Source organism: Mycobacterium sp. (assembly GCF_039583805.1).
Taxonomy (GTDB): Bacteria; Actinomycetota; Actinomycetes; order Mycobacteriales; family Mycobacteriaceae; genus Mycobacterium.
The window spans coordinates 1-24,272 of the sequence record NZ_JAVKSH010000052.1; the positions used below are offsets into that span (position 1 = coordinate 1).

The 24,272-nt window shown below is 67.9% G+C and carries 21 protein-coding genes, 1 pseudogene and 1 riboswitch; of the genes and pseudogenes, 15 read left to right on the plus strand and 7 right to left on the minus strand.

What is annotated here, in order from left to right; translation table 11 throughout:
* Positions 1-151: 151 nt before the first annotated feature.
* Positions 152-853: an alpha/beta hydrolase gene (locus tag ABDW21_RS08920; RefSeq protein WP_343710328.1), complete on the minus strand. Its 702-nt coding sequence runs from the start codon at positions 851-853 to the stop codon at positions 152-154.
* A gap of 164 nt (positions 854-1,017) precedes the next feature.
* Here ABDW21_RS08920 and ABDW21_RS08925 point away from each other — a divergent pair, with 164 nt between their 5' ends.
* Both ABDW21_RS08925 and ABDW21_RS08930 read left to right on the plus strand, forming a co-directional pair.
* Entirely contained in the window at positions 1,018-1,389 is a 372-nt protein-coding gene (locus tag ABDW21_RS08925) for an OB-fold nucleic acid binding domain-containing protein (protein ID WP_343601084.1), read from the plus strand.
* 45 nt (positions 1,390-1,434) lie between these two features.
* Positions 1,435-2,100 (plus strand): DUF3159 domain-containing protein, encoded by a 666-nt coding sequence (locus ABDW21_RS08930; RefSeq protein WP_343601085.1) that lies wholly within the window; start codon positions 1,435-1,437, stop codon positions 2,098-2,100.
* Here the strand turns inward: ABDW21_RS08930 and ABDW21_RS08935 are convergent.
* Complete coding sequence (locus ABDW21_RS08935; RefSeq protein WP_343601102.1) at positions 2,051-2,713, minus strand: TrkA family potassium uptake protein; 663 nt, start codon at positions 2,711-2,713, stop codon at positions 2,051-2,053. The two genes, ABDW21_RS08930 and ABDW21_RS08935, sit on opposite strands and share 50 nt — an antisense overlap.
* 52 nt (positions 2,714-2,765) lie before the next feature.
* A complete protein-coding gene (locus tag ABDW21_RS08940) occupies positions 2,766-3,437 on the minus strand; it encodes a TrkA family potassium uptake protein (protein ID WP_343601086.1) in 672 nt (223 codons plus the stop codon).
* Positions 3,438-3,559: 122 nt separating this feature from the next.
* Between ABDW21_RS08940 and ABDW21_RS08945 the strand changes: the two genes are divergently transcribed.
* The 5 genes from ABDW21_RS08945 to ABDW21_RS08965 all read left to right on the plus strand — a co-directional run bounded on the left by ABDW21_RS08945 (position 3,560) and on the right by ABDW21_RS08965 (position 10,688).
* Positions 3,560-5,554, plus strand: coding sequence for an APC family permease (locus ABDW21_RS08945; protein ID WP_343601087.1), 1,995 nt, complete (start codon positions 3,560-3,562; stop codon positions 5,552-5,554).
* Complete coding sequence (locus ABDW21_RS08950; protein ID WP_343601088.1) at positions 5,551-6,741, plus strand: TRAM domain-containing protein; 1,191 nt, start codon at positions 5,551-5,553, stop codon at positions 6,739-6,741. The genes ABDW21_RS08945 and ABDW21_RS08950 overlap by 4 nt, the downstream gene beginning before the upstream one ends.
* A 111-nt stretch (positions 6,742-6,852) precedes the next feature.
* Entirely contained in the window at positions 6,853-7,500 is a 648-nt protein-coding gene (locus ABDW21_RS08955) for a hypothetical protein (RefSeq protein ID WP_343601089.1), read from the plus strand.
* Between the two features lie 51 nt (positions 7,501-7,551).
* Entirely contained in the window at positions 7,552-9,357 is a 1,806-nt protein-coding gene (locus ABDW21_RS08960) for a peroxidase family protein (protein ID WP_343601090.1), read from the plus strand.
* A 5-nt stretch (positions 9,358-9,362) separates the two neighbouring features.
* Complete coding sequence (locus ABDW21_RS08965; protein WP_343601091.1) at positions 9,363-10,688, plus strand: cytochrome P450; 1,326 nt, start codon at positions 9,363-9,365, stop codon at positions 10,686-10,688.
* Between the two features lie 40 nt (positions 10,689-10,728).
* Here ABDW21_RS08965 and ABDW21_RS08970 read toward each other — a convergent pair whose 3' ends face one another.
* The gene (locus ABDW21_RS08970; RefSeq protein WP_343601103.1) at positions 10,729-12,024 is read right to left on the minus strand and encodes a PPE domain-containing protein; all 1,296 of its coding nucleotides are present in this window, start codon (positions 12,022-12,024) and stop codon (positions 10,729-10,731) included.
* Between the two features lie 652 nt (positions 12,025-12,676).
* On the opposite strand from ABDW21_RS08970, the gene ABDW21_RS08975 reads away from it, so the two are divergent.
* On the plus strand, positions 12,677-12,991 hold the full coding sequence (locus tag ABDW21_RS08975) for a hypothetical protein (RefSeq protein ID WP_343601092.1): 315 nt from the start codon (positions 12,677-12,679) through the stop codon (positions 12,989-12,991).
* A gap of 325 nt (positions 12,992-13,316) precedes the next feature.
* On the opposite strand, the gene ABDW21_RS08980 is transcribed toward ABDW21_RS08975, so the two are convergent.
* Positions 13,317-13,934, minus strand: a complete 618-nt coding sequence (locus ABDW21_RS08980) for a histidine phosphatase family protein (RefSeq protein ID WP_343601104.1) — start codon at positions 13,932-13,934, stop codon at positions 13,317-13,319.
* Positions 13,913-14,317, minus strand: a complete 405-nt coding sequence (locus ABDW21_RS08985) for a universal stress protein (protein WP_343601093.1) — start codon at positions 14,315-14,317, stop codon at positions 13,913-13,915. The genes ABDW21_RS08980 and ABDW21_RS08985 overlap by 22 nt, the downstream gene beginning before the upstream one ends.
* Positions 14,318-14,425: 108 nt before the next feature.
* Positions 14,426-14,499, plus strand: a riboswitch (Fluoride riboswitch).
* Between the two features lie 84 nt (positions 14,500-14,583).
* Here ABDW21_RS08985 and ABDW21_RS08990 point away from each other — a divergent pair.
* From ABDW21_RS08990 to ABDW21_RS09015, 6 genes are all read left to right on the plus strand, one after another.
* Positions 14,584-15,543 (plus strand): NADH-quinone oxidoreductase subunit H, encoded by a 960-nt coding sequence (locus ABDW21_RS08990; protein WP_343710326.1) that lies wholly within the window; start codon positions 14,584-14,586, stop codon positions 15,541-15,543.
* Positions 15,544-15,599: 56 nt separating this feature from the next.
* A complete protein-coding gene (locus tag ABDW21_RS08995) occupies positions 15,600-16,223 on the plus strand; it encodes a hydrogenase (RefSeq protein ID WP_343601095.1) in 624 nt (207 codons plus the stop codon).
* Positions 16,224-16,226: 3 nt separating this feature from the next.
* Complete coding sequence (locus tag ABDW21_RS09000) at positions 16,227-17,738, plus strand: proton-conducting transporter membrane subunit (RefSeq protein WP_343601096.1); 1,512 nt, start codon at positions 16,227-16,229, stop codon at positions 17,736-17,738.
* A gap of 74 nt (positions 17,739-17,812) precedes the next feature.
* Positions 17,813-19,255 (plus strand): NADH-quinone oxidoreductase subunit C, encoded by a 1,443-nt coding sequence (locus tag ABDW21_RS09005; RefSeq protein ID WP_343601097.1) that lies wholly within the window; start codon positions 17,813-17,815, stop codon positions 19,253-19,255.
* Positions 19,256-19,291: 36 nt separating this feature from the next.
* The gene (locus ABDW21_RS09010; RefSeq protein ID WP_343601098.1) at positions 19,292-20,056 is read left to right on the plus strand and encodes a ferredoxin; all 765 of its coding nucleotides are present in this window, start codon (positions 19,292-19,294) and stop codon (positions 20,054-20,056) included.
* Positions 20,053-22,089 (plus strand): proton-conducting transporter membrane subunit, encoded by a 2,037-nt coding sequence (locus tag ABDW21_RS09015; protein WP_343710327.1) that lies wholly within the window; start codon positions 20,053-20,055, stop codon positions 22,087-22,089. Before ABDW21_RS09010 ends, ABDW21_RS09015 begins: the two co-directional genes overlap by 4 nt.
* Before the next feature lie 9 nt (positions 22,090-22,098).
* Here ABDW21_RS09015 and eno read toward each other — a convergent pair whose 3' ends face one another.
* Positions 22,099-23,361, minus strand: a complete 1,263-nt coding sequence (gene eno, locus ABDW21_RS09020) for a phosphopyruvate hydratase (protein WP_343601100.1) — start codon at positions 23,359-23,361, stop codon at positions 22,099-22,101.
* Positions 23,362-23,449: 88 nt separating this feature from the next.
* Between eno and ABDW21_RS09025 the strand changes: the two are divergent.
* Positions 23,450-24,152 (plus strand): annotated as a pseudogene (locus ABDW21_RS09025) (IS256 family transposase); the annotation flags it as partial.
* Positions 24,153-24,272: the final 120 nt, after the last annotated feature.

Genomic DNA, 24,272 nt, shown 5'->3' on the forward strand with positions numbered 1-24,272 from the left:
GCCCGAGCCGATGGTGGCTCAGCTGCGCGAGGCAGCCGCGCAACAGGCCGCAGTCCAGGAGGGCGCGATGGCGCCCGGCGAACGTCGCAGCGCCGCCGGGTCGGCGATGCAGCAGCTGCGCAGCACGACAGGCGGCTAGATCGGTCCGGGCTCAGGACGCCTCGGCGAGCGCCGCCAGGCAGGCAGCGCCGAGCGCGGCGGGGTCGGCGCCGATCTGATCGAGCGTCACGGTGCGCAGCCCGGCACGGGGCGCGGCGCCCACCCACTCGAGACCGACCTGCAGCGGGTGGATCGGGTCGTCGGTGGCGGCAGCGACCCCCAACGGGGCGGCCAGCCGGGAAAGCTCCGCGCGGCTGGGCGCGACATAGGCCGCCGCCTCCTCCATGGCGTGCGGCAGCTGCGGCCACAGCGCCCGCCACGACCGGGCGAGCTCGTCAGCCAACCAGGCCGGGCTGGACTCGCGCAGCCGGGTCGTCGAGACGGCCAGCCCGTCCCGTCGCAGCAGGCCGGCGGAGTGCCGCGCTGCCAGTGCGGCGGCAGCCTCGCCCGGTGCGCCGGTCCAGGCGGGCAACGCGGCCAGCACCGCCACCGCGCGATCGGGATGCCGCAGAGCCCACGCCGCGGCCACCGCGGCGCCGATCGAGACACCCCCGACCGCGATCGCGGCGTGTCGTGCGGCGTCGTCGAGGGCCGTCAGGTAGCCCTCGACCAGCGTGGCCGGCCGCGGCGCCGGCGCCACCAGCACCGCGCCGACACCGCGCAGGGGGCCGGAAAAGGCCCGGTAGACGTAGTCGTCGTCGGACCCGGTTCCCGGCAGCAGGACGGTCGTCACACCGCCCAGGTCGACACCCACGCCCTGATCCTGCCGGTCGCCGTCAAGCATCCTGGTCGCACCCCGCGGTTCGCGTGGCGCGACGCAACCAACAGGTCTACGGTGGCCGGTGGCAGAACCGCAATCGGCTGCTCCACCCGCACCGGATGTTGCGCGCGGGTCGGCGGAAGTGTCCAGGAGAGGTGATGGCGACGGCCGAAGGGTATCTGCGCCGGCTCACCCGTCGATTGACGGAGGACCCCGAGCAACGTGACGCCGAGGAACTGTCCGACGAATTCGTCAACACCGGCGCGCAGCGCGCGATCGACTGCCAGCGGGGCCAGGAGGTGACCATGGTCGGCACGCTGCGCAGCGTGGAAACCAACGCCAAGGGCTGCTCCGGCGGCGTCCGCGCCGAGCTTTTCGACGGCACCGACACCGTCACCCTGGTCTGGCTGGGGCAGCGCCGGATCCCCGGCATCGACTCCGGGCGCACCCTGCGGGTCCGGGGCCGGCTGGGCACGCTGGAGAACGGCACCAAGGCGATTTACAACCCGCATTACGAGATTCAGCGGTGAGGGGCGCCGACCGGGGCGCAGCCAGCCGGGAACGAAAGTCCGCCCGTGGCTGCTGACCAGCACGTCGCCGAACGGATACTGGCCGAGCTGGGTGGCGTCAGCGGGGTGGTCTACTCGTCGCTGCCCGTCGTGGTGTTCGCGGCGGCGTCCAGCTCGCTGGGGCTGCTGCCGGCGGTCGGCTGCGCGCTCGGCGTCGCGGCGCTGGTCCTGCTGTGGCGGCTGCTCCGGCGCGGCTCCACCCGGCCGGCGGTGTTCGGGTTCGTCGGCGTCGCCGTCTGCGCCCTCGTCGCCTACCTGCTGGGGGCGTCCAAGGGGTACTTCCTGCTCGGCATCTGGGTGTCGTTGCTGTGGGCGGTGGTGTTCGCGCTGTCCGTGCTGGCCCGCCGGCCCATCGTCGGCTACCTGTGGAGCTGGGCCGGCGGGCACGACCGCCGATGGCGCACCGTTCGCCGTGCGGTGTACGCGTTCGACGCGGCCACCCTGACCTGGGCGGCGGTGTTCGGCGCCCGGTTCGTGGTGCAGCGGCTGCTCTACAACGCCGATCAGACGGGCTGGCTGGCGGTGGCGCGTCTGGGCATGGGTTGGCCGCTGACCGCGGTCGCGGCGTCGGCGACCTACCTGGCGATCAGGGCGACGCGACGCGCGCTGGCGCCGGAGCCGGTCAATCCCGCGGCAGCAGCAGCTGGCGCAGCTGCTCCTCGACCTCGGTGACGGCGACGAAGAGCAGTTCGTCGCCGCCCTCCAGCGGCTCGTCGGCCTGCGGCACGATGACCCGGGGCCCGCGCAGGATCGTCACCAGCGCGGCGTCGCGCGGCAACTGCAGTTTGCGCACCGGCTTGCCGCCCCACGGCGTGTCGTCGGGCAGGGTGATCTCGACCAGGCCGGCCTGACCCTTGCGGAACTCCATCAGCCGCACCAGATCCCCGACCGCGACCGCCTCCTCGACCAGGGAGGCCAGCATCCGCGGGGTGGAGACCGCCACGTCCACCCCCCAGGCGTCGGTGAACAGCCATTCGTTGCGCGGGTCGTTGACCCGGGCCACCACGCGGGGTACCGCGAACTCGGTCTTGGCCAGCAGGCTCAGCACCACGTTGGCCTTGTCGTCGCCGGTGGCGGCGATCACGACGTCGGAATCCTCCAGATGCACCGACTCCAGCAGGCTCAGCTCGCACGAGTCGCCGAGCTGCCAGTGGGCGGCGGGGATGGCGTCGACGTCCAGGTGATCGGGGTTGCGCTCGATGAGCGTCACCTCGTGGCCGTTTTCGACGAGCTCGCGCGCGATCGAGCGGCCCACCGCGCCCGCTCCGGAAATCGCCACCTTCATCTGCGCCACCCCTCAACCCTGCGAGTCGACCCGCGAGCGTCCCGTCGGCGCGTCACGAGTCGAAGTCCTCACTCGGCGGCAACGCAGCGATCGCTATCGCCTCGGCGGCACGGCCCGCGATGGCCGCCACGTACACCTGGTCGCCGGCCTGGACGACCGTCTTCGGTTCGGGGAGCACCCCGGTGCCGAAGCGGACCAAAAACGCCACCCGGGCGGCGGTGGCCGCCTCCAGGTCGGCGAGCGGGCGACCCACCCAGCCCTCGTGCGGCACCACCTCGACGACGGCGACGGTTCCGGTCGGGTCCCGCCACTTGGTGGTCTCCGACTCCCGGGTGAGCGCGTTGAGCAGCCGATCGGTGGTCCACGGCACGGTGGCGATGGTCGGGATGCCGAGCCGCTCGTAGACCGCGGCGCGTTTGGCGTCGTAGATGCGGGCCACCACCCGTTGCACGCCGAACGTTTCCCGGGCGAGCCGGGCCGAGATGATGTTGGAGTTGTCTCCCGACGACACCGCCGCGAAAGCGTCGGCCTCCTCGATGCCGGCGCGCAGCAGCACGTCGCGGTCGAAGCCCAGGCCCAGTACCCGTCGGCCGGCGAATTCCGGGCTGAGCCGATTGAAGGCGGTGCTGTCGCGGTCGATGACGGCGACGTCGTGCCCGATCCGGGACAGCCCCTCGGAAACCGAGGACCCCACCCGGCCGCATCCCATCACCACTACCCGCACCCTGCGGTCCTTTCGCGTGTGCCGGGCCCGTCGCCAGCCTCACAGCCGGCCGATTCGGGCCCACGACATTATCGTGCAGGGAACGCTACCGCCGCCACGCGGTGGGCTTACTCTTGGCTCTCGTGTCCAAACTTTCGACTGCGGCGCGGCGCCTGGTCCTGGGTCGGCCGTTTCGCAGCGACCGGTTGAGCCACACGCTGCTGCCCAAGCGGATCGCCTTGCCGGTGTTCGCCTCCGACGCGCTGTCCTCGGTGGCCTACGCCCCCGAGGAGGTCTTCCTGATGCTCTCGGTGGCGGGCCTCGCGGCGTACTCGCTGACGCCGTGGATCGGCCTGGCGGTGGCGGCCGTCATGCTCATCGTGGTGGCCAGCTACCGGCAGAACGTGCACGCCTACCCGTCGGGCGGAGGCGACTACGAAGTGGTCACCACCAACCTCGGGGCCAACGCGGGGTTGACGGTGGCCAGCGCGCTGATGGTTGATTACGTCCTCACCGTTGCGGTTTCGACGGCGTCGGCTATGTCGAACATCGGCTCGGCGCTGCCGGTGGTGGCCGAGCACAAGGTGCTGTTCTGTGTCGGCGCAATCCTGCTGGTGATGGCAGTGAACCTACGCGGTGTGAGGGAATCCGGTGCGGCCTTTGCGATTCCGACGTATGCGTTCATCTTCGGCGTCGGTGCCATGCTGGCCTGGGGGCTGTGCCGGATCTACGTGTTCGGTGACCGGCTGCGTGCCGAGTCCGCCGGTTTCGAGATGCATGCCGAGCACGGCAAGGTGGTCGGCTTCGCGCTGGTGTTTATGGTGGCCCGGTCGTTCTCGTCGGGATGCGCAGCGCTGACCGGTGTGGAGGCGATCAGCAATGGTGTTCCCGCGTTCCGGAAACCCAAGTCACGCAACGCCGCGACGACATTGCTGATGCTGGGACTGACCGCCGTGACGCTGTTCATGGGCATCATCGTGCTGGCCCAGAAGACCGGGGTCCAAATTGTCGACGATCCCGCCACACAGCTGATGGGCACGCCGGCGGACTACCAGCAGAAGACTCTGGTCGCCCAGCTGGCGGAAGTGGTGTTCGGCAGCTTCCACGTCGGTTTTCTGCTGATCGCCGCGGTGACTGCGCTCATCCTGGTGCTGGCGGCCAACACGGCATTCAACGGCTTTCCGGTGCTGGGATCGGTTCTGGCCCAACACAGTTACCTGCCTCGCCAGCTGCACACCCGCGGCGACCGGCTGGCTTTTTCCAACGGGATCGCGTTTTTGTCGGTGGCTGCACTCGCAGCGATCATCGCGTTCCACGCGCAGGTGACGGCGCTGATTCAGCTCTACATCGTCGGGGTGTTCATCTCGTTCACGCTCAGTCAGATCGGCATGGTCCGGCACTGGACTCGGCTGCTGCGCAACGAGACTGAGCCGGGAACCCGGCACCAGATGCTGCGCTCCCGGGTGGTCAACACCATCGGCTTCCTGGCCACGGGCACGGTGCTGCTGGTCGTGCTGGTGACGAAATTCCTGGCCGGCGCCTGGATCGCCGTCGTGGCCATGGCGGGGTTGTTCGCGCTGATGAAGCTGATCCGCAAGCACTACGACGCGGTGAGCACCGAGCTGCACGAGCAGGCTGCCGCCGAGGACGCCGGGGTGTTGCCCAGCCGCAACCATGCCCTGGTACTGGTCTCCAAGCTGCATCTGCCCACCCTGCGAGCGTTGGCCTACGCGCGGGCCACCCGCCCCGACTCGCTGGAGGCCATCACGGTCAGTGTCGACGACGCGGAAACCCGCGAGTTGGTGCGCAATTGGGAGGATAGCGATATCAGTGTGCCGCTCAAGGTCATCGCCTCGCCGTATCGTGAAATCACCCGCCCGGTGCTCGACTATGTCAGACGGGTCAGCAAGGAATCGCCGCGCACCGTGGTGACGGTGTTCATTCCGGAATACGTCGTGGGCCACTGGTGGGAACAGTTGCTGCACAACCAGAGCGCGTTCCGACTGAAGGGACGGCTGCTGTTCATGCCGGGTGTGATGGTGACTTCGGTTCCGTGGCAGTTGAGTTCGTCGGAACGTCTGAAAACGCTGCATCCGCATGTCGCCCCGGGGGATGCCCGTCGGGGAATCTTCGATTGACCGTCGAACCGAGTGTGCTGACGTTGAGCGTCGGCGCGCCCGCCAACGGCGGCAGCTGCGTGGCGCGTCACGACGGCCGGGTGGTGTTCGTGCGCTACGCGCTGCCCGGTGAGCGGGTGCGGGCACGGGTGACCGCCGACCGTGGCGCGTACTGGCACGCCGAGGCCGTCGAGGTGATCGAGCCGTCGGACGACCGGGTGCCGTCGTTGTGCCCGATCGCGGGTGTGGACGGGGCCGGGTGCTGCGATCTGGCGTTCGCCGGACCCGCGGCGGCGCGCGTCCTCAAGGCGCACGTGGTGACCAACCAGCTCGACCGCCTCGGCGGCCAGGCGTGGAACGGCACGGCCGAACCCGTGTCGGCGACCGGGCCGACCGGGTGGCGCACCCGGATCCGCCTGGACGTCGGCGCCGACGGCCGCGCCGGCTTTCACCGCTATCACAGCGACGAACTGGTCACCGACCTGCGCTGCGGCCAGCTGTGCGCGGGTTTGACCGACGGTCTGGCGGTCCCCGGATGGCCGCCGGGCGCCCACCTGCACGTCGCCGTCGACGACGACGCACGCCGGCATGTGGTGCGCACCGCGCGACAGGGCCGGCACAGCCGCACCGAGGTGGTCGAAGGCAGCTACTACGCCGTGCAGCGGGCAGGGCTCCGCAGCTGGCGGGCGCCGGTGACGGGCTTCTGGCAGGCGCACCGCGACGCCGCGCGGGTCTACAGCGCGCTGGTCACCCGGTGGGCTCAGCCCGCGCCCGGGACGACGGCCTGGGACCTCTACGGCGGCGTCGGGGTCTTCGCCGCCGCGCTGGGCGAGGCAGTGGGGGAGTCGGGACGGGTGCTGACCGTGGACACCTCACGGGCGGCGTCGCGGGCCGCGCAGGCGGCACTGGCCGACCTGCCGCAGGTGTCGGTGGTCACCGATTCGGTGCGCCGGGCGCTGGCCGGGCAGCACCGCCGGGCCGACGTGGCCGTCCTGGACCCGCCCCGGTCGGGTGCCGGGCGCGAGGTGATCGATCTGCTGGCCGCGGCCGGGGTCCCGCGGGTGGTGCACATCGGTTGCGAGGCAGCGTCTTTCGCTCGTGACATCGGCTTGTACCGCGGGCACGGCTACGCCGTCGAGACGATCCGGGTGTTCGACGCGTTCCCGCTGACCCACCACGTGGAGTGCCTCGCCCTGCTGACCCGCTAAGCGGCCGGCAACGAGGTGCGCGGCGGCGCAGTCTTGCCCGAAAGGCCGCGCGGCGTGATCGGGGTCACTACCATCAGGGTCGCCCGGTCCAGACGGCGGCAGGAGACGCAGATGGCGAACAAGCGCGGCACGGCGGCCACCGATGTCCAAGCCCGACTGGACTGGCTGCGCGACTCGGTGCACAAGCATCCGGCCGGCGCGGCAGACGCGGCCTGGGCGTGGATCGCGGAGCTCTCCAAACGCGCCAAGTCCGATGCGGCCGGCGCCGACGCCGAGCTCAACGAGCTGTTCCGGCTGGGCACCCCACCCACCGACCTGGACGGCCCGACCGAAGGCATCCTGGTGATGACCACGACGAACCCGGCGCTGGACGCCGCGGTGCGCGCGGTCACCGCGTTGTGGATGCCGTGGCAGGGCAAGCGTTTCGACGTCGACGCCGCCACCGGGGACAACCGGCTGACCCGCAGCACCGGCCTGGTGTCCAAGCTGCTCTGGCCGCTGTACTCGATGCGCGACGCCGAGGCGGGCAAGCTGGCGTTCGACTTCACGACCTACGTCGAGGCGGGCAAGGACGACCCGGACCGGCAGGTGATGGTCATCGACTACGCCGACGTCGAGAAGAACCCCCGGCTGATCATCCGCAGCATCCGCGACGAGCTCGTCGAACTCGTCAGCGGGGCGTACCTGGGCAAAATCTTGTTCAACTCCGGGGACACCTACACCAAGATCGGTTATTTTGCGCTGCGCATGCCTCGCTGAGTCGAGTCGCAGCTACCAGGGAACCAGCTACCAGGGAAACGGGGAACCGCAATGAGTCGCCAATGGTACGAGCAGCCGTCGTTGCTCCTGCAGATCAAGGAGCTGGCCGCGGCTCGCGACGATCTGCGCAAGAAGAACCTGTTCGAGGCCGACGGCATCAGGCCCAAGGAGGACCTCGGCGAGCCCACCGAGCAGGCCGTGCGCGCCCGCACGCCCGACGGCACGTTCAACGACCTGTCCGAGCCCTGGATGGGCTCGCAGGGCTCGGGTTTCGGCCGCAACGTGCCCCTGTCGATGACCGTGCCGCAGACCACGCGGCTGCTCGACCCCGACCCGCGGGTGATCAGTCGCCGGCTGATGGCGCGCGACGAGTTCAAGCCCGCCGGCATCATCAACGCGCTGGCCGCCGCGTGGTTGCAGTTCGAGAACCACAACTGGTTCTTCCACGGCGACGGCGTGCCGGAGAAGACCATCGACGTCCCGCTGCGCGACGGCGACGACTTCCCGGAGAATCCCATGCGGATTCGCTGCACGATCCCGATCCGCGGTGAGATCGTCGAGGGCTGCCCGGCGCCGGTGTTCGGCAACGTCGAAACCCACTGGTGGGACGGGTCGCAAATCTACGGCAGCGGCACGGAGCGGCAAGCCGAGGTCCGCACGTTCGTCGACGGCAAGATCAAAGTCGGCGACGACGGCCGGCTGCTGAAGAGTGACATCCCCGGCGTCGACCTGACCGGTATGCGGGAAAACTACTGGGTGGGTGTCGGATTGCTGCACACGCTGTTCGCCCGCGAGCACAACGCGGTGTGCGACGCCCTGAAGAAGGCCTACCCGAGCTTCGACGACCAGCGGCTGTTCGAGGTGGCCGTGCTGGTGACCTCGGCGCTGATCGCCAAGATCCACACCGTGGAGTGGACGACGTGCGTGCTGCGCCACCCGGCGCTGCAGATCGGGATGAACGCGAACTGGTATGGCGCCCTGGGTGAGACGTTCAAGGATCGGTTCGGCCGCATCGGTGACAGCGAGGCGCTCTCCGGCATCGTCGGATCGCCGACCGACCACCACTCGGGGCCGTTCTCGCTGACCGAGGAGTTCGTCGCGGTCTATCGGATGCACCCGTTGATCCCCGACGACTGGAACTTCTTCTCGCTGTCGTCGGGAGAGCACCTCGAGCACCGCTACTTCACCGAGCTTCAGGGCCGGCACACGCGTGACTTCATGGATCGCATGGAGATGGGCGACATGTGGTACTCGTTCGGCCTGGCCAGTGCCGGCGCGGTGTGCCTGCACAACTACCCCAACGCATTACGCCAGCTGACCCGCATCGACGGCCAGATCACCGATCTGGCCACGCTCGACATCGTGCGTGACCGTGAGCGCGGCGTGCCGCGGTACAACGACTTCCGGGAAGCGCTGCACATGCCGCGGTTCAGGAGCATCGACGAGATGACCCCGAACAAGCAGTGGGCCAAGGAGATCAACGAAACCTACAACGGCGACGTCGACAGCGTCGACCTGCAGATCGGCCTGCAGGCCGAGAAGCCGCCGAAAGGTTTCGGGTTCTCCGACACCGCGTTCCGCATCTTCATCCTCATGGCGTCGCGGCGGCTCAAGAGCGACCGCTTCTTCACCGACGACTTCCGGCCAGAGGTGTACACGCAGGTCGGCTTCGATTGGGTGAACCGCATGTCGATGAAGGACGTTCTGCTGCGGCACTATCCGGAACTGCAGCCGGTGATCGGCGACGTGGAGCGAGTGTTCGCGCCGTGGCCGCGACTGGGCGCGCCGGCGCCCGGGAAGAAAAACCCCATCGTCGCGCTCGCCGATTCGGTGCGCGCCTACATGCCGTGGGGTTAGCGGCGATGCCTGACGACTTCCCGCACGCCTCGGCGCTGGAGGGTATTCGCTTCACCGCGCAGGTCGGCGCTCCCAACATCATTCTGGGGCTGTTCTCCAAGCGGGAGCTGCCGAGCCGGATCGCCTCGCGGGTGGGTGCCGACCATCTCGGCTACCGCCTGGTGGCGGGGATGGTGCGCAGCCACGGTCCCGGACCGTTCTACGTGCGCGTCGCCCGCGACGAGGCTCTGCTGCTCACCCACCCGGACGACCTGAAGTTCGTCCTGGGCGGGTCGCCGGACCCGTTCGCCTCGGATCCCGAACCGAAACGCAAAGGCATGGCCGCGTTTCAGCCGGAGGCGCTGACGATTTCGCGCGGCGAGGTCTGGGCACAGCGCCGCCGGTTCGCCGAGGCCGTGCTGGACACCGGCAAGCCGCTGCACCGGTTGGCGCAGCCGTTCGTCGCCGTCGCGACCGAGACGGCCGACGAACTCGCGCAGCGCCCGATGACCTGGCCGGCGTTCAATCGGGCATTCCAGAAGATGACGCGACGTGTGGTGTTCGGCGACACCGCCGCCGACGACACCCACCTGACCGACCTGCTGGGTGAGCTGATGTCCGCGGGCAACTCGATGCCGGGCAAGCCGGCCGCCCGATACGACGAGTTCATCGGGCTCCTCGCGGGCCATCTCGGTGCCCAGGCGCCCGGCAGCCTCGCCTCGCTGGTCGCCGGCGCGCCGCTGCCGTCCGGCACCGAGCCGGCCGGTCAGGTGGTGCACTGGCTGTTCGCGATGGGAGACACGTTGGCCGCCAACGTTTTCCGCGCGCTGGCGGTGCTGTCGACGCATGACGAGCATCAGCGCGAGGTGCGCGCGGAGATGACCGGGGCCGACATCACGACGGCGGCCGGGATAGCGTCGCTGGACCATCTCGCCGGGTGTCTGCTGGAGGCGATGCGGCTGTGGCCGACGACGGCGCTGTTCGGCAGGGTGACCACCCGCGACGTCGAGTTCCCCAGCGGCGCGACGCTGCCGGCGGGCCGGCAGGTGCTCGTCTACAACGTGTTCAACCACCGCAACCGCGACCGCATCCCCTACGCCGACAGCTTCTCGCCGGGGGAGTGGTCGCGCGGAGACGCCGGCGAGGACTGGTCGTACAACTTCTTCAGCCACGGCCCGCAGGGCTGCCCGGGTGCGGGCCTGTCGGTCTTCCTGGGGCAGGCGGTGCTCGCGCATCTGCTGCAGGCGGGGACACCGAGCGTTTCCGGGGCCGGGCTGGATCCGGCCCGGCCGTTGCCGCACAGCCTCGACTTGTACGGTTTGCGCATCGACAGCACTTCGATCGCGTCCTAGCCGTATCCCGGCCCTGTCCTGGTCCTGTCCCGGCCCGGCGCTACCGGTCCAGGAGACGATGTTTCTGTTCGGTGAATTCCTCGTCGGTCAGGATGCCGGAGTCGCGCAGGTCGGCGAGTGCGCGCAATTCGGCTGCGATGCTCGTCACCGGACCGGCCTGCTGCGCAGGCGGTTTCGGCCGTCGCGGCGTGGTCTCCGACCGGCGCGGACCGATCGTTGCGCTGAGGCCACGCCCGGCCATCCCGGCGAGCGCCATCTCACCGAACACGCTCCCCGACGCACCCGCGGACGCCTCGGGGAGGAAGCCGGCCCCGGCCGTTGGCAGCGTCACCGCGACCGGGCGATAGGCCGGGGCGGCGGCGGCCCACCCCGGCGGCACCGACAACTTCCCGACGGGGACGGCCTCGGCCATGCCTGCGGCGGTCGTGCTGCCCCAGCCCGGATACACGCCTCCCGTCTCGATGTTCGCAGCTTGCAGAGCGATGTCGATGCCGGCGGCGTCGATGCCGAACGTACCGACCGTGTCGATGCCGAACGTGCCGACCGAATCGATCACGAACGCGCCGAAAAGGTTGGCGCCCAGACCAGCCAGGGCCGCAGCCAAAGCGGGGTCAACAGCAAGAGCGGGTGCTGACAGTGCGGCGGGCGCCGTTCCGGCCGCCGCAGCCCCGGTCGCACCCAGCACCGACGGTCCCGTGGATGCGAAATTCTGAAGCGCTGCCGACATCGACGACATTGCCGTTGTCACGTGCGAACCGGCCGTGACTCCAACGGCTTTGGTGACCGCGGTGGCCTGCTCGGTCGCCCCGTTCGCGGCGGTTGTCTTGGCGGGCGGGGTGTACGGCGTCAACGTCGAGGCCGCCGCAGAGCTGCTCGCGTAGCTGTACATGGCCGTGGCGTCCTGCGCCCACATGTCGCCGTAGTGCGCCTCGGTCGCCGCGATCGCCGCGGTGTTCTGACCGAAGAAATTGGTCGCCACCAGCAGCGCTAGTTGGGCGCGGTTGGCGGCGATCGCCGACGGGGGCACCGTCATCACGAACGCGGTCTCGAAGGCGGCCGCTGCGGCCCGGGCCTGCCCAGCGGTGTGCTCGGCCTGGCCGGCGGTGGTTCGCATCCATTCCGCGTGGGGTGCGGCCGCGCCTGCCATCGCGGTTGCTGCCGGACCCAGCCACCCGCTGGTCAGTTCCCCGATCACCGATTCGTAAGCGGCGGCCGCCGAGGTGAGTTCGGTGGCGAGCTCAGACCACGCGGCGGCAGCGGCCAGCATCGGTTCCGAACCGGGCCCGGAATATATCCGGCTGGAATTGATCTCCGGTGGAAGCATCGCGAACTGCATCATCGGAGATATCCGTAGCGTGCTGCGGCCACGCCAGGTGCCGCGGCGGCGGTGTGAGACCCGGCGCCGGCTGCCGCCAGCATCTCCGGCCGTCCAGTGACCAGTGACATGTCCATTCCTCCTTGCAGGATTTTTCGACGTACTGTTTGAATGATCTGTGCGCCAGAGGGATAAGCCTCGACACCACGGTTGTGCTTAAGCCCGCACGTCGCGATCGGCATCACCACCGCGAACGATCTCGGGGAGCGGAAACTGGCACCGTCGAGAGATCGAAGAGGCGGCTACGACCGCTGATCGGAGCTAAGCGCGCGAGCTCGTCCGGATCGGAGATGCCGGCACGATCGACGCTGTGAAACGGGAAACGCTTTCTTGCGCCGCGCAGGCTGCGACGGGCGCAGATACCTGGAATTGAGCCGGCTCAGGCGACCGGTGGCTGACGCCGGTCTCGGCATCGTGGCAGTTTTCATGATGGCGCACACCCCTGGCGGGTTGGGCGGTGTTCAGGTCGAGCCGTCACCGCGTGGAAACGGGTACATATCTCCGACCAGACTTCCCGGAACGCCGTACCAGACTGTACTGGACGCGCAGACGGAACTGAAGGCCGCGGCAAGCGTCACCAAAAATGCCCGCGAAGCGGTGACGCTCGATGGGCATGGGAAGTAGGTTGTCGATCGCGGCGCGGGTGGAGATCACGGCCAAGTACGCCAGGGCGTATGCGGAGGCGTCGACGAAGGACGTGGGTAGGCTTCCCGACGAGGTCGTGGCGGCCACAGCGGTCCCGGTTATGGTCATCAGCCTGGCTTTCGACAACGGCGACAGGTTCATCGATTACGACGCCATCGTCTGGGCTGCAGGCAAAGACATCCTTGTTACCCGCTCGCGGTCCGACCAGAAAAACGGCAGGGTCACGCTCGAAGACAACAACAACCACCACCTGGTGCGCCGTGACGCGTTGTACTGGCGCTGAGGCACGCCCGAGGCGGTGGCCCTGCTCAACGCGGTGCGGCCCCGGGTCAACGACCGGCTGAACTACTTCACAGCCCCCACCTAAAGCCCGTCGGCTTGGCTTCACCGTCTGCGCCGCCGGGCACCGCAGACTGCTCTGTGACACCTCGGCCGCCCCAATAGACCGGCTTCACCGCCGAACCACCGCCGGACGCCCATCGCAGCATCAAGATCCGCCTGCCGGCTGACCCGCTATTCGGGGGCATCCTCACGCGATGCAGTGCGGCTCCGTCGCAGGCTGGCCCGGCGCAGCGCCACGATACGGATGTCGCGAACCGCCTTTGGGCTCACCCGGCCGGGACTCGATCGGGCTGATCCTCGTCGGCCTTCAGGTCGTAGGCGTCGACCCGCCAGGTGCCGTCGACCAGGCTCAGCTGATTCCAGCACGCGGTGCGCTGACCGATCTGCCCCAGCGACGGATCCAGTTCCGTCAGCAAGGCTCGATTGAAGGCGTCGTGGGACACCATCACGACGGGTCCCGGCCCGAGTTCGGCCACCAGCTCAAAAAACGCCCGTCGGGCCCGCTCGGCGACCGCGGTGAGCGGTTCGACACCCGGTGCGGAATCGACGCTGCCGTAACGCCGTTCGACGTCGGCACGCTTTTCTCCGGTCATCGGTAGGTAATCACGGTCGTTGAGCCGGACGTCGGCGGTGACCGGGATGCGCGCCGCCCTGCCGATTGCGTGCGCGGTTGCAACAGCCCGTTGCAGGGGGCTGCAGACCACCGCCGTCGGCCCCTTGCCGGCGAGGGCATCAGCAAGCTGCGCGACTTCGGCGACGCCGACGTCGTCCAAGGGCGGGTCGCTCAGCCCGCGCAACCGCCCGTCCGCGTTGAGCGCGGTCTGGCCGTGCCGCGCAAGATGAACCCGCGTGACCCCCGACGTTATCGGGGGCCTCCGCCGTATTCGGGAACCACCGCCACGGGGCGGCGACTGTTGCGCAACACGTCTCGGGCGACCGAGCCCGACACGAGATGTCCGAGGGCCGCTTCGACACCGTGCTCGGGCCGACCCACCACGAGCATCAGGGCCGAGTGCTCGTCGGCAGCCTCGACCAGCACCTCCGCCGGGTCACCGGTTATCCGGTGGTACGCCCACTGCAGGTCCGCCCCGCCGAGAGCATCCCCCACCCGCTGCCGTTCCAGGTCCGCGTCTCGCTCGGGCGTACCCGGTCCGTCTACGACGTGCACGACATGCACCGGCACGTTCAGGGCACCGGCAAGTTCACCGGCGAACACCAGCGCAGCTCGGCTCGCGGGGTGGGGATCATATCCGACGACCAAGGCCACGGTGACCTCCTCACTGCAGATGTGCAGAGACCGTCAAACCAGCCTAGGCGATGCGTCGCCGGCCGGCCATCGGGCGTTGCGCTTGCGAAGCGTAACGAGCGTTGGTTAACTCAGGGCGGCGATGGTGCCCGCCGGGAAGTCCTCTTCCGAACCGTCATCCGACTGATGGTGCCTGCGCAGGAAGGAGTCGCAGGTGGCACCTGTCCATTGTTGCCCCGGGGCGGCGCCACCGTGACGCCATGCGCGGGCACGGAGCGCGATGATCGATGACGGCTCTACCGCTGCCGTTGATTCAAGGATTGCAGGTGGCCACCGTTGCCGGTGGCGCCCCCGGGATCAGTGGCTTCATCGCCTGGTTTGAGGCCCGGCTGCAGGGCCGCCGCGGTCCACGAATCATGCAGCCCTACTTCGACTTGGTCAAGCTTTTCGGCAAGGAATCGCTGACGCCCAACGGCGCGGGTCCGTTTTTCCGTCTGGCGCCGGTGGTGTCCTTCGCGTGCTACCTCACCGTTCCGATGCTGATCCCGGTTCTCACCGATTATCCGCTGCCGCTCGGTTATATGGGTGACATCCTCGGCGGCGGGCTGATTCTGGCGTTCGCCAGCTTCCTCGTGGCTGTCGGTGCGGCCGAAACCGGCGACTCGTATGCGCAATTAGCGTCCAGCCGTGCCAAGACATTCGCCGCGATCACCGAGCCTGTGATGCTGCTCGTGTTTTTCGCGGTGGCGATGATCACGACCACAGACTTGCCGTATGCGTTGGCGGCAACGGTGCGAAGCGGCCCCGATCAGATCGTGCGGCCCGCACACCTGCTCGCTTCGGCTGCGCTGTTCATGGTGATCTTGTATGAAACCGCGCGGATACCGGTCGAAACGCACACCGGTACCACCGAGTTCGGGATGATTGAAACGGGCCGCGGCTTCGAATATTCCGGACCCGACCTGGCCCTGCTGCACTGGGGGTCAGCCGCCAAACAACTCGTGCTGTACGTCATTTTTCTCAATGTCTTCGTCGCCCCCTGGGGGATGGCCGGGAGCGCCTCATCGCTCGAGGTCGGACTGGCCATCCCGACGATCTTGGGCAAGGCCGCCCTGCTTGGCTGCGCCATCGCCGTCCTGGACAACAGCTACGCCAAGTTGCGGCTATTCAAGATCACCGAATTCGTCTCGGCCGCATTGCTGCTCGCGGTTCTGGCGGTGTTCACGCTTTACCTTGGGGGTGGCTGATGGCTTTGGCGGAGAACCAGTTTGTGCCGACCGTCTACGGCGGAATCGCGAACACCGTGGCGCTGATCGTGCTGTTGCTGGAGTTCGGTATGCTGCGCCAGTCGCTGCTGCGTGGACAGATACGACTATATGCCACACAGTCCCTGGCGGTCAGCGTGCTGGTGGCCGTCGTCGCATTCCACCACCACGTTGCCGAGCTGTACGGCTTGGCTCTGCTGTCGTTCTTTCTCAAAGTCGTCGTCGTGCCGCTGCTGGTGTTCGGCATGCTGCGAGAGGCGCCCGACGAGATTGCCGGAAGTGGCATGGTCGGTGTGACGAGCGAGGTGCTGATCGCGATCGCGATCAGCGCGTTCGGGTTTTTCGCGGTCGGCGTGCTCGGTATTCATTCTGATGTGCTGCCCGCCGCCGCACTGAGCCTGTCGATTGCAGTCGTGCTGGTGGCGTTTGTTTTGATGATCGTTCGCCGTGACGTCGTCAGCCAGGCCATCGGATTCTTCTCATTGGAGAACGGCGCGTCGCTGGTCAGTATTGTGATCGCGGCCGGCATGCCGCTCATTCTCGAGGTTGCGTTCTTGTTCGATTTGCTGGTGGCCGTCGTGGTTTTCGGACTGTTGATGCGGACCCATCACCGGCGAACACGATCACTGTCCACCGCGACGCTCGACCGGCTCAGGGGATAGCCGATGTCCGTGGTGATGGTGCTGCTGATCGTGGTGCCGCCGCTGGCGATGCTGGTGTGTGCGGTTGCTCCGCATGGTGTCTGCGCGGCGGTGACGGCGCTGACCGGAATTGTCGCGTTGGTGCTGGCGGCGGCTTTGGTGCCGGCGAGTCTCGACCACACCCTCACGGCCCTGCACTACCTGCGTGCCGACGCGCTGTCCGTCGTCTTCTTGTTGGGTACCTGCTTTCTGTACGCGGTCGTCGGGGTCTACTCGGTCGGCTACCTCAGCGACGAGGCACGTGCTGTGCGGTCCGCATCTGCCGAAGAGCAGGCCTTGTTTGCCCGCCACAGCACCCGGTTCTACCTGGGAATGAATGCGTTCGCCTGGTCGATGATCTGCGCGCCGCTGGTCAACGACCTCGCTCTGCTGTGGATCGCCGTCGAGATCACCACCGTTGTCTCGGCGCTGCTGGTGGCGCTGGACAACACCGAGGGAGCAAACGAGGCGGCGTGGAAGTATGTGCTGATCGCCTCATCCGGGCTCGGGATCGCTCTGTTGGCCACCATCTTCATGTACTACGCGGGCGAACGCGTCCTGGGCGAAGCCTACGACCTGGCATTGGAACCGTTGATCGCGGCCGGCGGGCAACTGCCGGCTACCCCGGTGCGTCTGGCGTTTGTGTTGGCGGTGGTGGGATTCGGCACCAAGGTCGGTCTCTTTCCGGTGCACACCTGGCTGCCCGATGCGCATGCCGAAGCGCCTACGCCGGTGTCGGCGCTGTTGTCGGGATCGTTGTTGGCGGTGAGCTTTTATGCGATCTTGCGTTACTACCAGATCGCCGTCGCCACGTTGGGATCGCGGTTCCCCCAGACCGTATTGTTGGTCTTTGGGGTGCTGTCGTTGTTGCTGGCGGCGTTGTATCTGCTCGAGCAACGCAATATCAAACGACTGCTTGCTTATTCGAGCATTGAACATATGGGCATCATCGCGATCGGCGTCAGTTTCGGTGCCCCGATAGCGTTGACCGGGGTGCTGCTGCATATCCTCGCCCACGCCGCGGCGAAGGGTAGCGCGTTCATGGGTGCCGGCGTGTTGGTGCGTAAGTTCGGCACCAAGGAGCTCGACCGGATGGCACGGGGTATCTGGCTGCTGCCATGGTCGGGCCCGATGTTTTTGGCCGCGGTATTCGCGTTGTCGGCGATGCCGCCGTTCGGCTTGTTCCGCAGCGAGTTTGAGATCGTGTCGGGCGGCTTCGCCCACGCCCGCAACGCGGCCACGGTGATCCTGGTCATCCTGGTCAACCTGGCGTTCATGGGTCTGACGTGGGCGACGACACGGATTTTGTTCCAGCCGCAGCCGGTGGCGCCGGCCGGCGACCAGCCGCCGTTGGGCCGCGGAGAACCCAACCGCTGGATGGTGGCACCGGTTGTCGTCGGAGTTCTCGTCCTTTTTGTTCTGGGGGTGGCGCCACCGGCGGAGCTGGTTGATCTGCTGAATAAGGGTGCCGCCGAGCTGATGGCGGGTGTGCCGTGAGTATTGCGCCAACCACTACCGTCGTCGACCTGTCGCTGAATGACTGGCGTAGGCAGGTCGCCGACCGTGTCGCGGTGGGTGAGCGATTCGCGGGCGTATACGGCACGGATCGCGAGAATGCGGTCCAATTGCACGCGTTACTGGTTGGTGCCGACTCGGTCAGCTGCCTGCGGACCGAGGTGGTGCCGGACGCCGACGGATCGCTGCCCTACGCATCGCTGACCCCAGACGTGCCGGCCGCGTTTTGGTACGAACGCGTGCTGCACGACTTGTCGGGCGTGGTGCCGACCGGGCACCCGCGGCTGGATCCGTTGCTGTTGACCCTCGAACCGGGGCAACCCTCGCCGCGCCCGGGGCACGCCGAACAGGCCAGGCTGGATCGACACGTCCACTCTCGTGCCGCCGAACAGCACGGACCCATGGATGTCAGCGGTGGTGGGATCTTCACCCTGCCGCTCGGGCCGGTGCGCTCCGGGGTGTTCGAGTCGATCGAATTCCTCATCGAAACGCCCGGGGAGGACATCCCACATCTGAACATCCGGCCCCACTACAAGCATCGCGGTATCGAAAAACGTTTCGAGACACTGGCGGTGGCAGACGGGATCCTGGTCGCTGAACGCGTCGAGGGGGTCGCCTCGGTCGCTCATGCGCTTGCTTTCGCCCATGCCGTCGAGACACTCGGACATATCAGCCCGCCGCCGCGAGCACAGATGGTGCGGGTCGTCCACGCCGAACTGGAACGCATCGCCAACCACCTCGATGTGGTGATGCGGCTCTGCGACGCCTCCGGGCTTGCTGTTCCGACCGCCCGGTTCGGCTGGCACAAGGAATGCGTGCTGCGGCTGGTTTCTGCGCTGTGCGGCAATAGATTTGGCCGTTCAGTCGTGTGTCCGGGCGGTGTCAACGCCGAACCTCGATTGCAACCGGCGACGATCGCCGAGCAGGCCGGCATGATCGTGCACCGGGTCCGCGCCGACCGGGATGCGTTGATGGTCGACGCCTCCTTCCTCGACCGGCTGCGGGGAACCGGATACCTCGATCCCATGCTGGCCGCCTCGAACGGCGCCCTGGGACCGGTGGGCCGCGGATCGGGGTGTGACGACGACGCCCGGCGGCGCGCCTATGACGGCTACACCGAGCTGCCGCCGGTCGACGGCGCCGCGGTCGACGACCGCGGCGATGCGCTGGCGCGACTGCGGGTGCGGTGGAGCGAAATCGATATCGCCGGCGATCTGATCGCTCGCACCTGCGACCGTCTGTCTGCAATCTCCGACACAGCCATGTGCGCACCGGTTTCGGCCGTCGACGGTTTCGCGTTGGGCTGGGCGGAGGCGCCGCAGGGGGAGGTGCTCTACGGCCTGGAGATCCGCGACGGGACAATCGGGCGTTGCTTCGCCCGCACCGCTTCCTTCCACAACATGCTGCTCTTCCATGACGTGTTCGGTGGCGACGTCTTCACCGACTTTCCGTTCATCGAAGCAAGTTTCGGGCTGTGCTACGCGGGGGTGGCGATGTAGATGCCATGGGTATTCAGGGGGCTGCGCAACGGAGTCGTGACGACCCGGTGGCCAAAGGGCAAAGACGAGTACTTCGACCAATTCGCGGCGGCGGTGAGCGTGATCGGTGACACCCACCCGGCGGCACACGACGACGACGTCGTCGCAGCCGCCGCCGCGTGCCCCACCGACGCGATCTCGGTTGACTCCGGACTGCGGCTGGATCGGGGACGCTGCATCGTGTGCGGACGCTGCGTCCGCCTGTTTCCCGAGCGGTTCGCGTGGGAAAGTGGCTGTGCCACATCTGAATTGATGCGATCAGCGTTAGTCGTGGGTGAGGTCGAGGAAACCGACGAGGCTTTGGAGCAGGTGCGCGCAAGTGTCGCGCGGCGGGTGCGACGGCTGCGACGTTCGGTGCACCTGCGTCATGTCGACGCCGGGTCCAACGGCAGCGACGAGTGGGAGATCCAGGCGTTGGCCAACCCGGTCTACGACATACACCGGCTGGGTATCTTTTTCACCGCCAGCCCTCGTCACGCTGACATCCTGCTGGTGACCGGCATCGGGGTGGCCGGAATGGCCGAGCCGCTGCGCCGCACCCTCGACGCGATGCCGGCGCCGACCGTGGTGATCGCCGTCGGCACCGATGCCATCAGCGGTGGAGTCCTCGGCGGCGGCTACATCGGCGGTACCGGCATCTCAGAACTGGTTCCCGTCGACGTCTGGGTGCCGGGCGCACCGGCCTCACCGTTCAGCGTGTTGCACGGGATCTTGTTGGCGCTGGGCAGGGTTCCGCCGCGCAGAGCAGCAGGCATACCATGATCGCCGCCGGTTTTGCGCTCACCGCCGCGGCTTTGGTCGTCGGCTGGAGTGCGGGATTCATCCGCCGCAGTGGCGGGCAAGCAGCGTTGAGCGGTGTCGCGTGGGCAGCGAATATCGCGGCCGCGATGGTGTTCACGATCGCCGGTGCGTTCGGCGTGGCCGGTCGTGGCGAGCGGCTGGCGCTGGGTGGCCTGGCCGGTCTCGGTCCGGCCAGCCTGACCGTGGACGCGCTCTCGGGGCTGTTCCTGATCATCTCGTTCGGGGTGGCAATTCCGGTCCTGGCAGCCGCCGCGGCGCCGGCCAACCGCAGCCGGCCGCGATTACCCGCCGAGGTGGCGATCGCGCTGGCCGCTGTCGCAACGGTCATCACCGCCGACAACTTTTTTGTGCTGCTGTTCGGTTGGGAGACCTTGACCGTCGCGTTCTATCTGCTGTCCGGTTATGACCGCGAACTGCCCGGCAGAGTCGGCGGTTCGGTCATCACGGCGGTCTTCGGCAAGGCCAGCGGTGGAGCGCTGATGCTGGGCGCACTGCTATTGGCAAGCCGGACACATAGTTTCGTGTTCACCGCCACCGCGGTGGAATCGCACAGTGCGGCCGGTAAGGCCGCCTACGCGCTGCTGCTGCTGGGATTCGGCATCAAAGTAGGCTTGGTTCCGGCGCACATCTGGATGCCCCGCGGTTATGCCGGCGCGGCTGGACCGGCGCGCGCGGTGATGGCCGGTGTCGCGGTCAACGTAGGTTTCTATGGAATGTGGCGGACTCTGGATGTGCTGGGTGCGCCGCCGGTCTGGCTGGCTTGCGTCGTGCTGGTGGTCGGTGGAGTCACCGCCATCCTGGGAATCGCCCACGCCGCGGTCAATCCCGATTTGACCGCCCTGATCTCATGGTCGAGCGTGGAGAACGCGGGAATGATCACCGCGGGCTTCGGTGTCGCCCTGATGGGCGCGGTCGCGGGTGAGCCGAAGTTGATCGCCGCCGGGCTGGTGGCCGGCACCGCGCAGGTGATGGCGCACGCCCTGGGCAAGACAACGTTGTTCGTCTCTGCGTCGACAATCGAACAGGCAACCGGGACAACGGATCTTGACCGGCTTGGCGGTGTCGTCCGCCGCCTGCCGTGGGCCGGAACCGGTCTGGTGATCGGGTCGTTGACCCTGGCGGGGCTGCCGTTGACCGCCGGCTTCGCCTCGGAGTGGTTCACGCTGGAGTCGCTGATGCAGCAGTTCCGGGTATCAAGCCTTGCCCTGCAGTTGTCCACCGCGGCGGGCGGGGCCTTGGTCGCGTTGACGATCGGGATGGCCGGTGTCACGTTCGTGCGGGTCGTCGCGCTCACGGCGTTCGGCCCGGCCCGAATCGGCGAGCCGCCGATAGATCCGGACCGTGCCCGGGTGGATCGGCAGTGGCCGTATCGTCTGGGCATAGCCGTGCTGGTAATCGGCTGTTTGGGCGCGGCGGCGTTCGCGCCGCTGCAAGTACGGCTGATCGGCCTGGGTCTGACGCCGATCGTGGGCGATCAGTCGGCAGGAGCCAACGCCGAGCCGTGGGTACTGCAGCCGGTATTCGCCGACTTCTCGGCGCTCTCGCCGACGTGGCTGTGGATCGTGTTGCCGGCAATGGCAGCGGTCATCGCCGCGTTCGCGGCGCTGTTCGCCGGCCGAAACCCGTTTCGCACACGTCGGGTGGTGCCGTGGTCCTCGGCGTCGCCGGGTGTCGACCGCGGAGTCGGCTACACCTCATTCGCCTACGCCAACCCGGTCCGCAGGGTGCTGTCTACGGTGCTGCTCACCCGCTCGGAACTGGCCAGTACGGCCGATGAACCCATCGGCCGCGGCATCACTGAGATGGGACTGACCTATCGTGTTGCCGTCGTCGACCTTGTCGAGCGGTACTTCTACCGGCCGTTGGCCGCGGGCGTGCTGTTCCTCTCGCGATCTGCGCGACGGCTGCAGTCGGGCCGGCTGGATGCGTACATGGCCTACATGCTCATTGCGGTGCTTGCCGTGCTCGCCGTCGTGATCGCCACGTCACCCTGATCTCGTCTGTTACCGATTGGGCAGTCCGAACGAAAGTTCCTCTGCGGTGGCGGCGATTTCGAGGAGGCGATTGTATTTGGCGACGCGTTCCCCGCGCGCGGGCGCGCCCGATTTGAGTTGACCGCAGCCGGACCCGACCGCAAGGTCGGCGATGAACGAGTCGCCCGTCTCGCCGGAGCGGTGCGAAATCATCGCGCCGTAGCCCGATTCACGGCAAACAGCAAGCGCGGCGAGGGTTTCAGTAACCGTGCCGATCTGGTTGACCTTGATCAAGGCGGCGTTGGCTATGCCGGCACGCACCGCGGAGGCGATCACCTCAGCGTTGGTGACGAAGTTGTCGTCGCCGACCAGTTGCACGCGATCACCCAGCTCTGCGGTCAACTTCTGCCAGCCGGCACTGTCGTGTTCGCCCATGCCATCCTCGATGCTCCAGACCGGGTATCTCTCGACGATGCTCACGTAGCGGTTGATCAGCTCGTCGCTGCTCAGCGATTCACCGCCCACCCGGTAGCGGCCATCGCGGTAAAATTCACTGGCCGCAGGGTCGAGCGCAATAGCGACACCGGTACGGCCGAGAGCGTAACCGGCATCGTCGATGGCCCCGGTGAGCAGCGCCAAAACGTCTTCCGGGGAGTCGATTTCGGGTGCGAATCCACCCTCGTCGCCGAGCCCGGTGGACAGCCGGCGGTCGGCCAGCGCCGACCGCAGACGCCGGTACACCTCGGCGCCGGCGCGGACCGCCTCCGGCAGCGACGGCGCACCGACGGGAGCGATCATGAATTCCTGAAAGTCGAGGTTGTTGAGCGCATGCACGCCACCATTGACCACGTTGAAATGTGGAACCGGTAGCCGAGGTGTCACATCGTCGGGAGTCAGCCACTGCCACAACGGCTGTCCGTGTTCTCGCGCGAACGCCTGTGCCGCAGCCATCGAAACCCCGACGATCGCGTTAGCGCCCAAACGGGACTTGTCGGCGGTGCCGTCAAGTTCTCGCAACGTCTGATCGACCTGATCCAGCGAGTCAAACGAGCGTGCGACCAACGCGTCGGCGATTGGACCGTTGACGTGATCAACCGCCCGACGCACCCCCTGGCCGCCGTAGCGCCCGGTGTCGTCGTCGCGCAGTTCGACTGCCTCACGACTGCCGGTCGACGCGCCGGACGGCACTCCCGAACGCACCTTGGTGCCGTCGGGCAGGATCGCCCGCACCGTCAGGGTAGGCCGCCCGCGGGAGTCGAGAATCTCGATTGCGGATATCGACGAAAAGCGCACGATCGCCTGCCTTCCTGATGTCAGGGCCAGAGGTTGGCCCGGTCGTCGTGGAATGTGAGGTGGCGGTCCCTCAGCTGAGTCCTGCCGGATGGTCGGTTTTCGGGCGAACCACCAAGTAGACCATCAAGAAGGAGGAGGGACCGTTCCGAAAACAGTATCCAGTGTTCGCCCGGCCGGCACGACAGATGCCGCCGTGTTACCCGATTTGCCGGCGGAGATGGTGCTGGCTGTGACCGATATCGCCGGCGCGGGAAGGGCTGTCGGCGATGAGCGTCGCCCCCGGGCCGGCGGTGATGGCCGCGATGTTCGAGCCCGAGATCACCGAGGCGACCGGACCGAACGGCAAGCACGATCCCAACCGGGCCGCAATGCGCCAGGGCGGAGGTCGCGGCTTGGTCGCGTGGGAGCGGGCGCCGGGTGGCGGTGGATCGGCCGCGGGTGCGCACCGTCGACGGTACGAAGTGCCGCCGGAGAGCTGTACCCACGGCGCCGCCGAGGACGTGCTGACGCGGGTGGTGATGGAGCCGATGGCCGCCGGGGTGGCCACCCGCCGGCGTGAGCGGGTCGCCGAGCCAGTCGGCATCCTGGCCGACAAGGAGGCGAAATCGACTGGCCGCTCGGTGATTTCGCGCTGGTTTGTCAAGCGGGCCGGGACCGCGCCGTCCGAGTTGGCGGCCCGCGACCTGGCGGGCGAGGACATCACGGTGCTCATGCTCGATGGTGAGCACATGGCCGAGGCCCGCGTGGTGGTCGCGCCGGCCATCACCGCCCACGGAACGACGAAGCCGGTCGAGCAGGGCCGCTGGCGGGCCTCCGTGTTGCCGGTCCACGGTGTCTTCCACCGCGACGGCGCGCCGTGAATTCGAGTGGACCCAGGGGACGTGGATGCGTATCCGTCCGGCGGCGTCGGA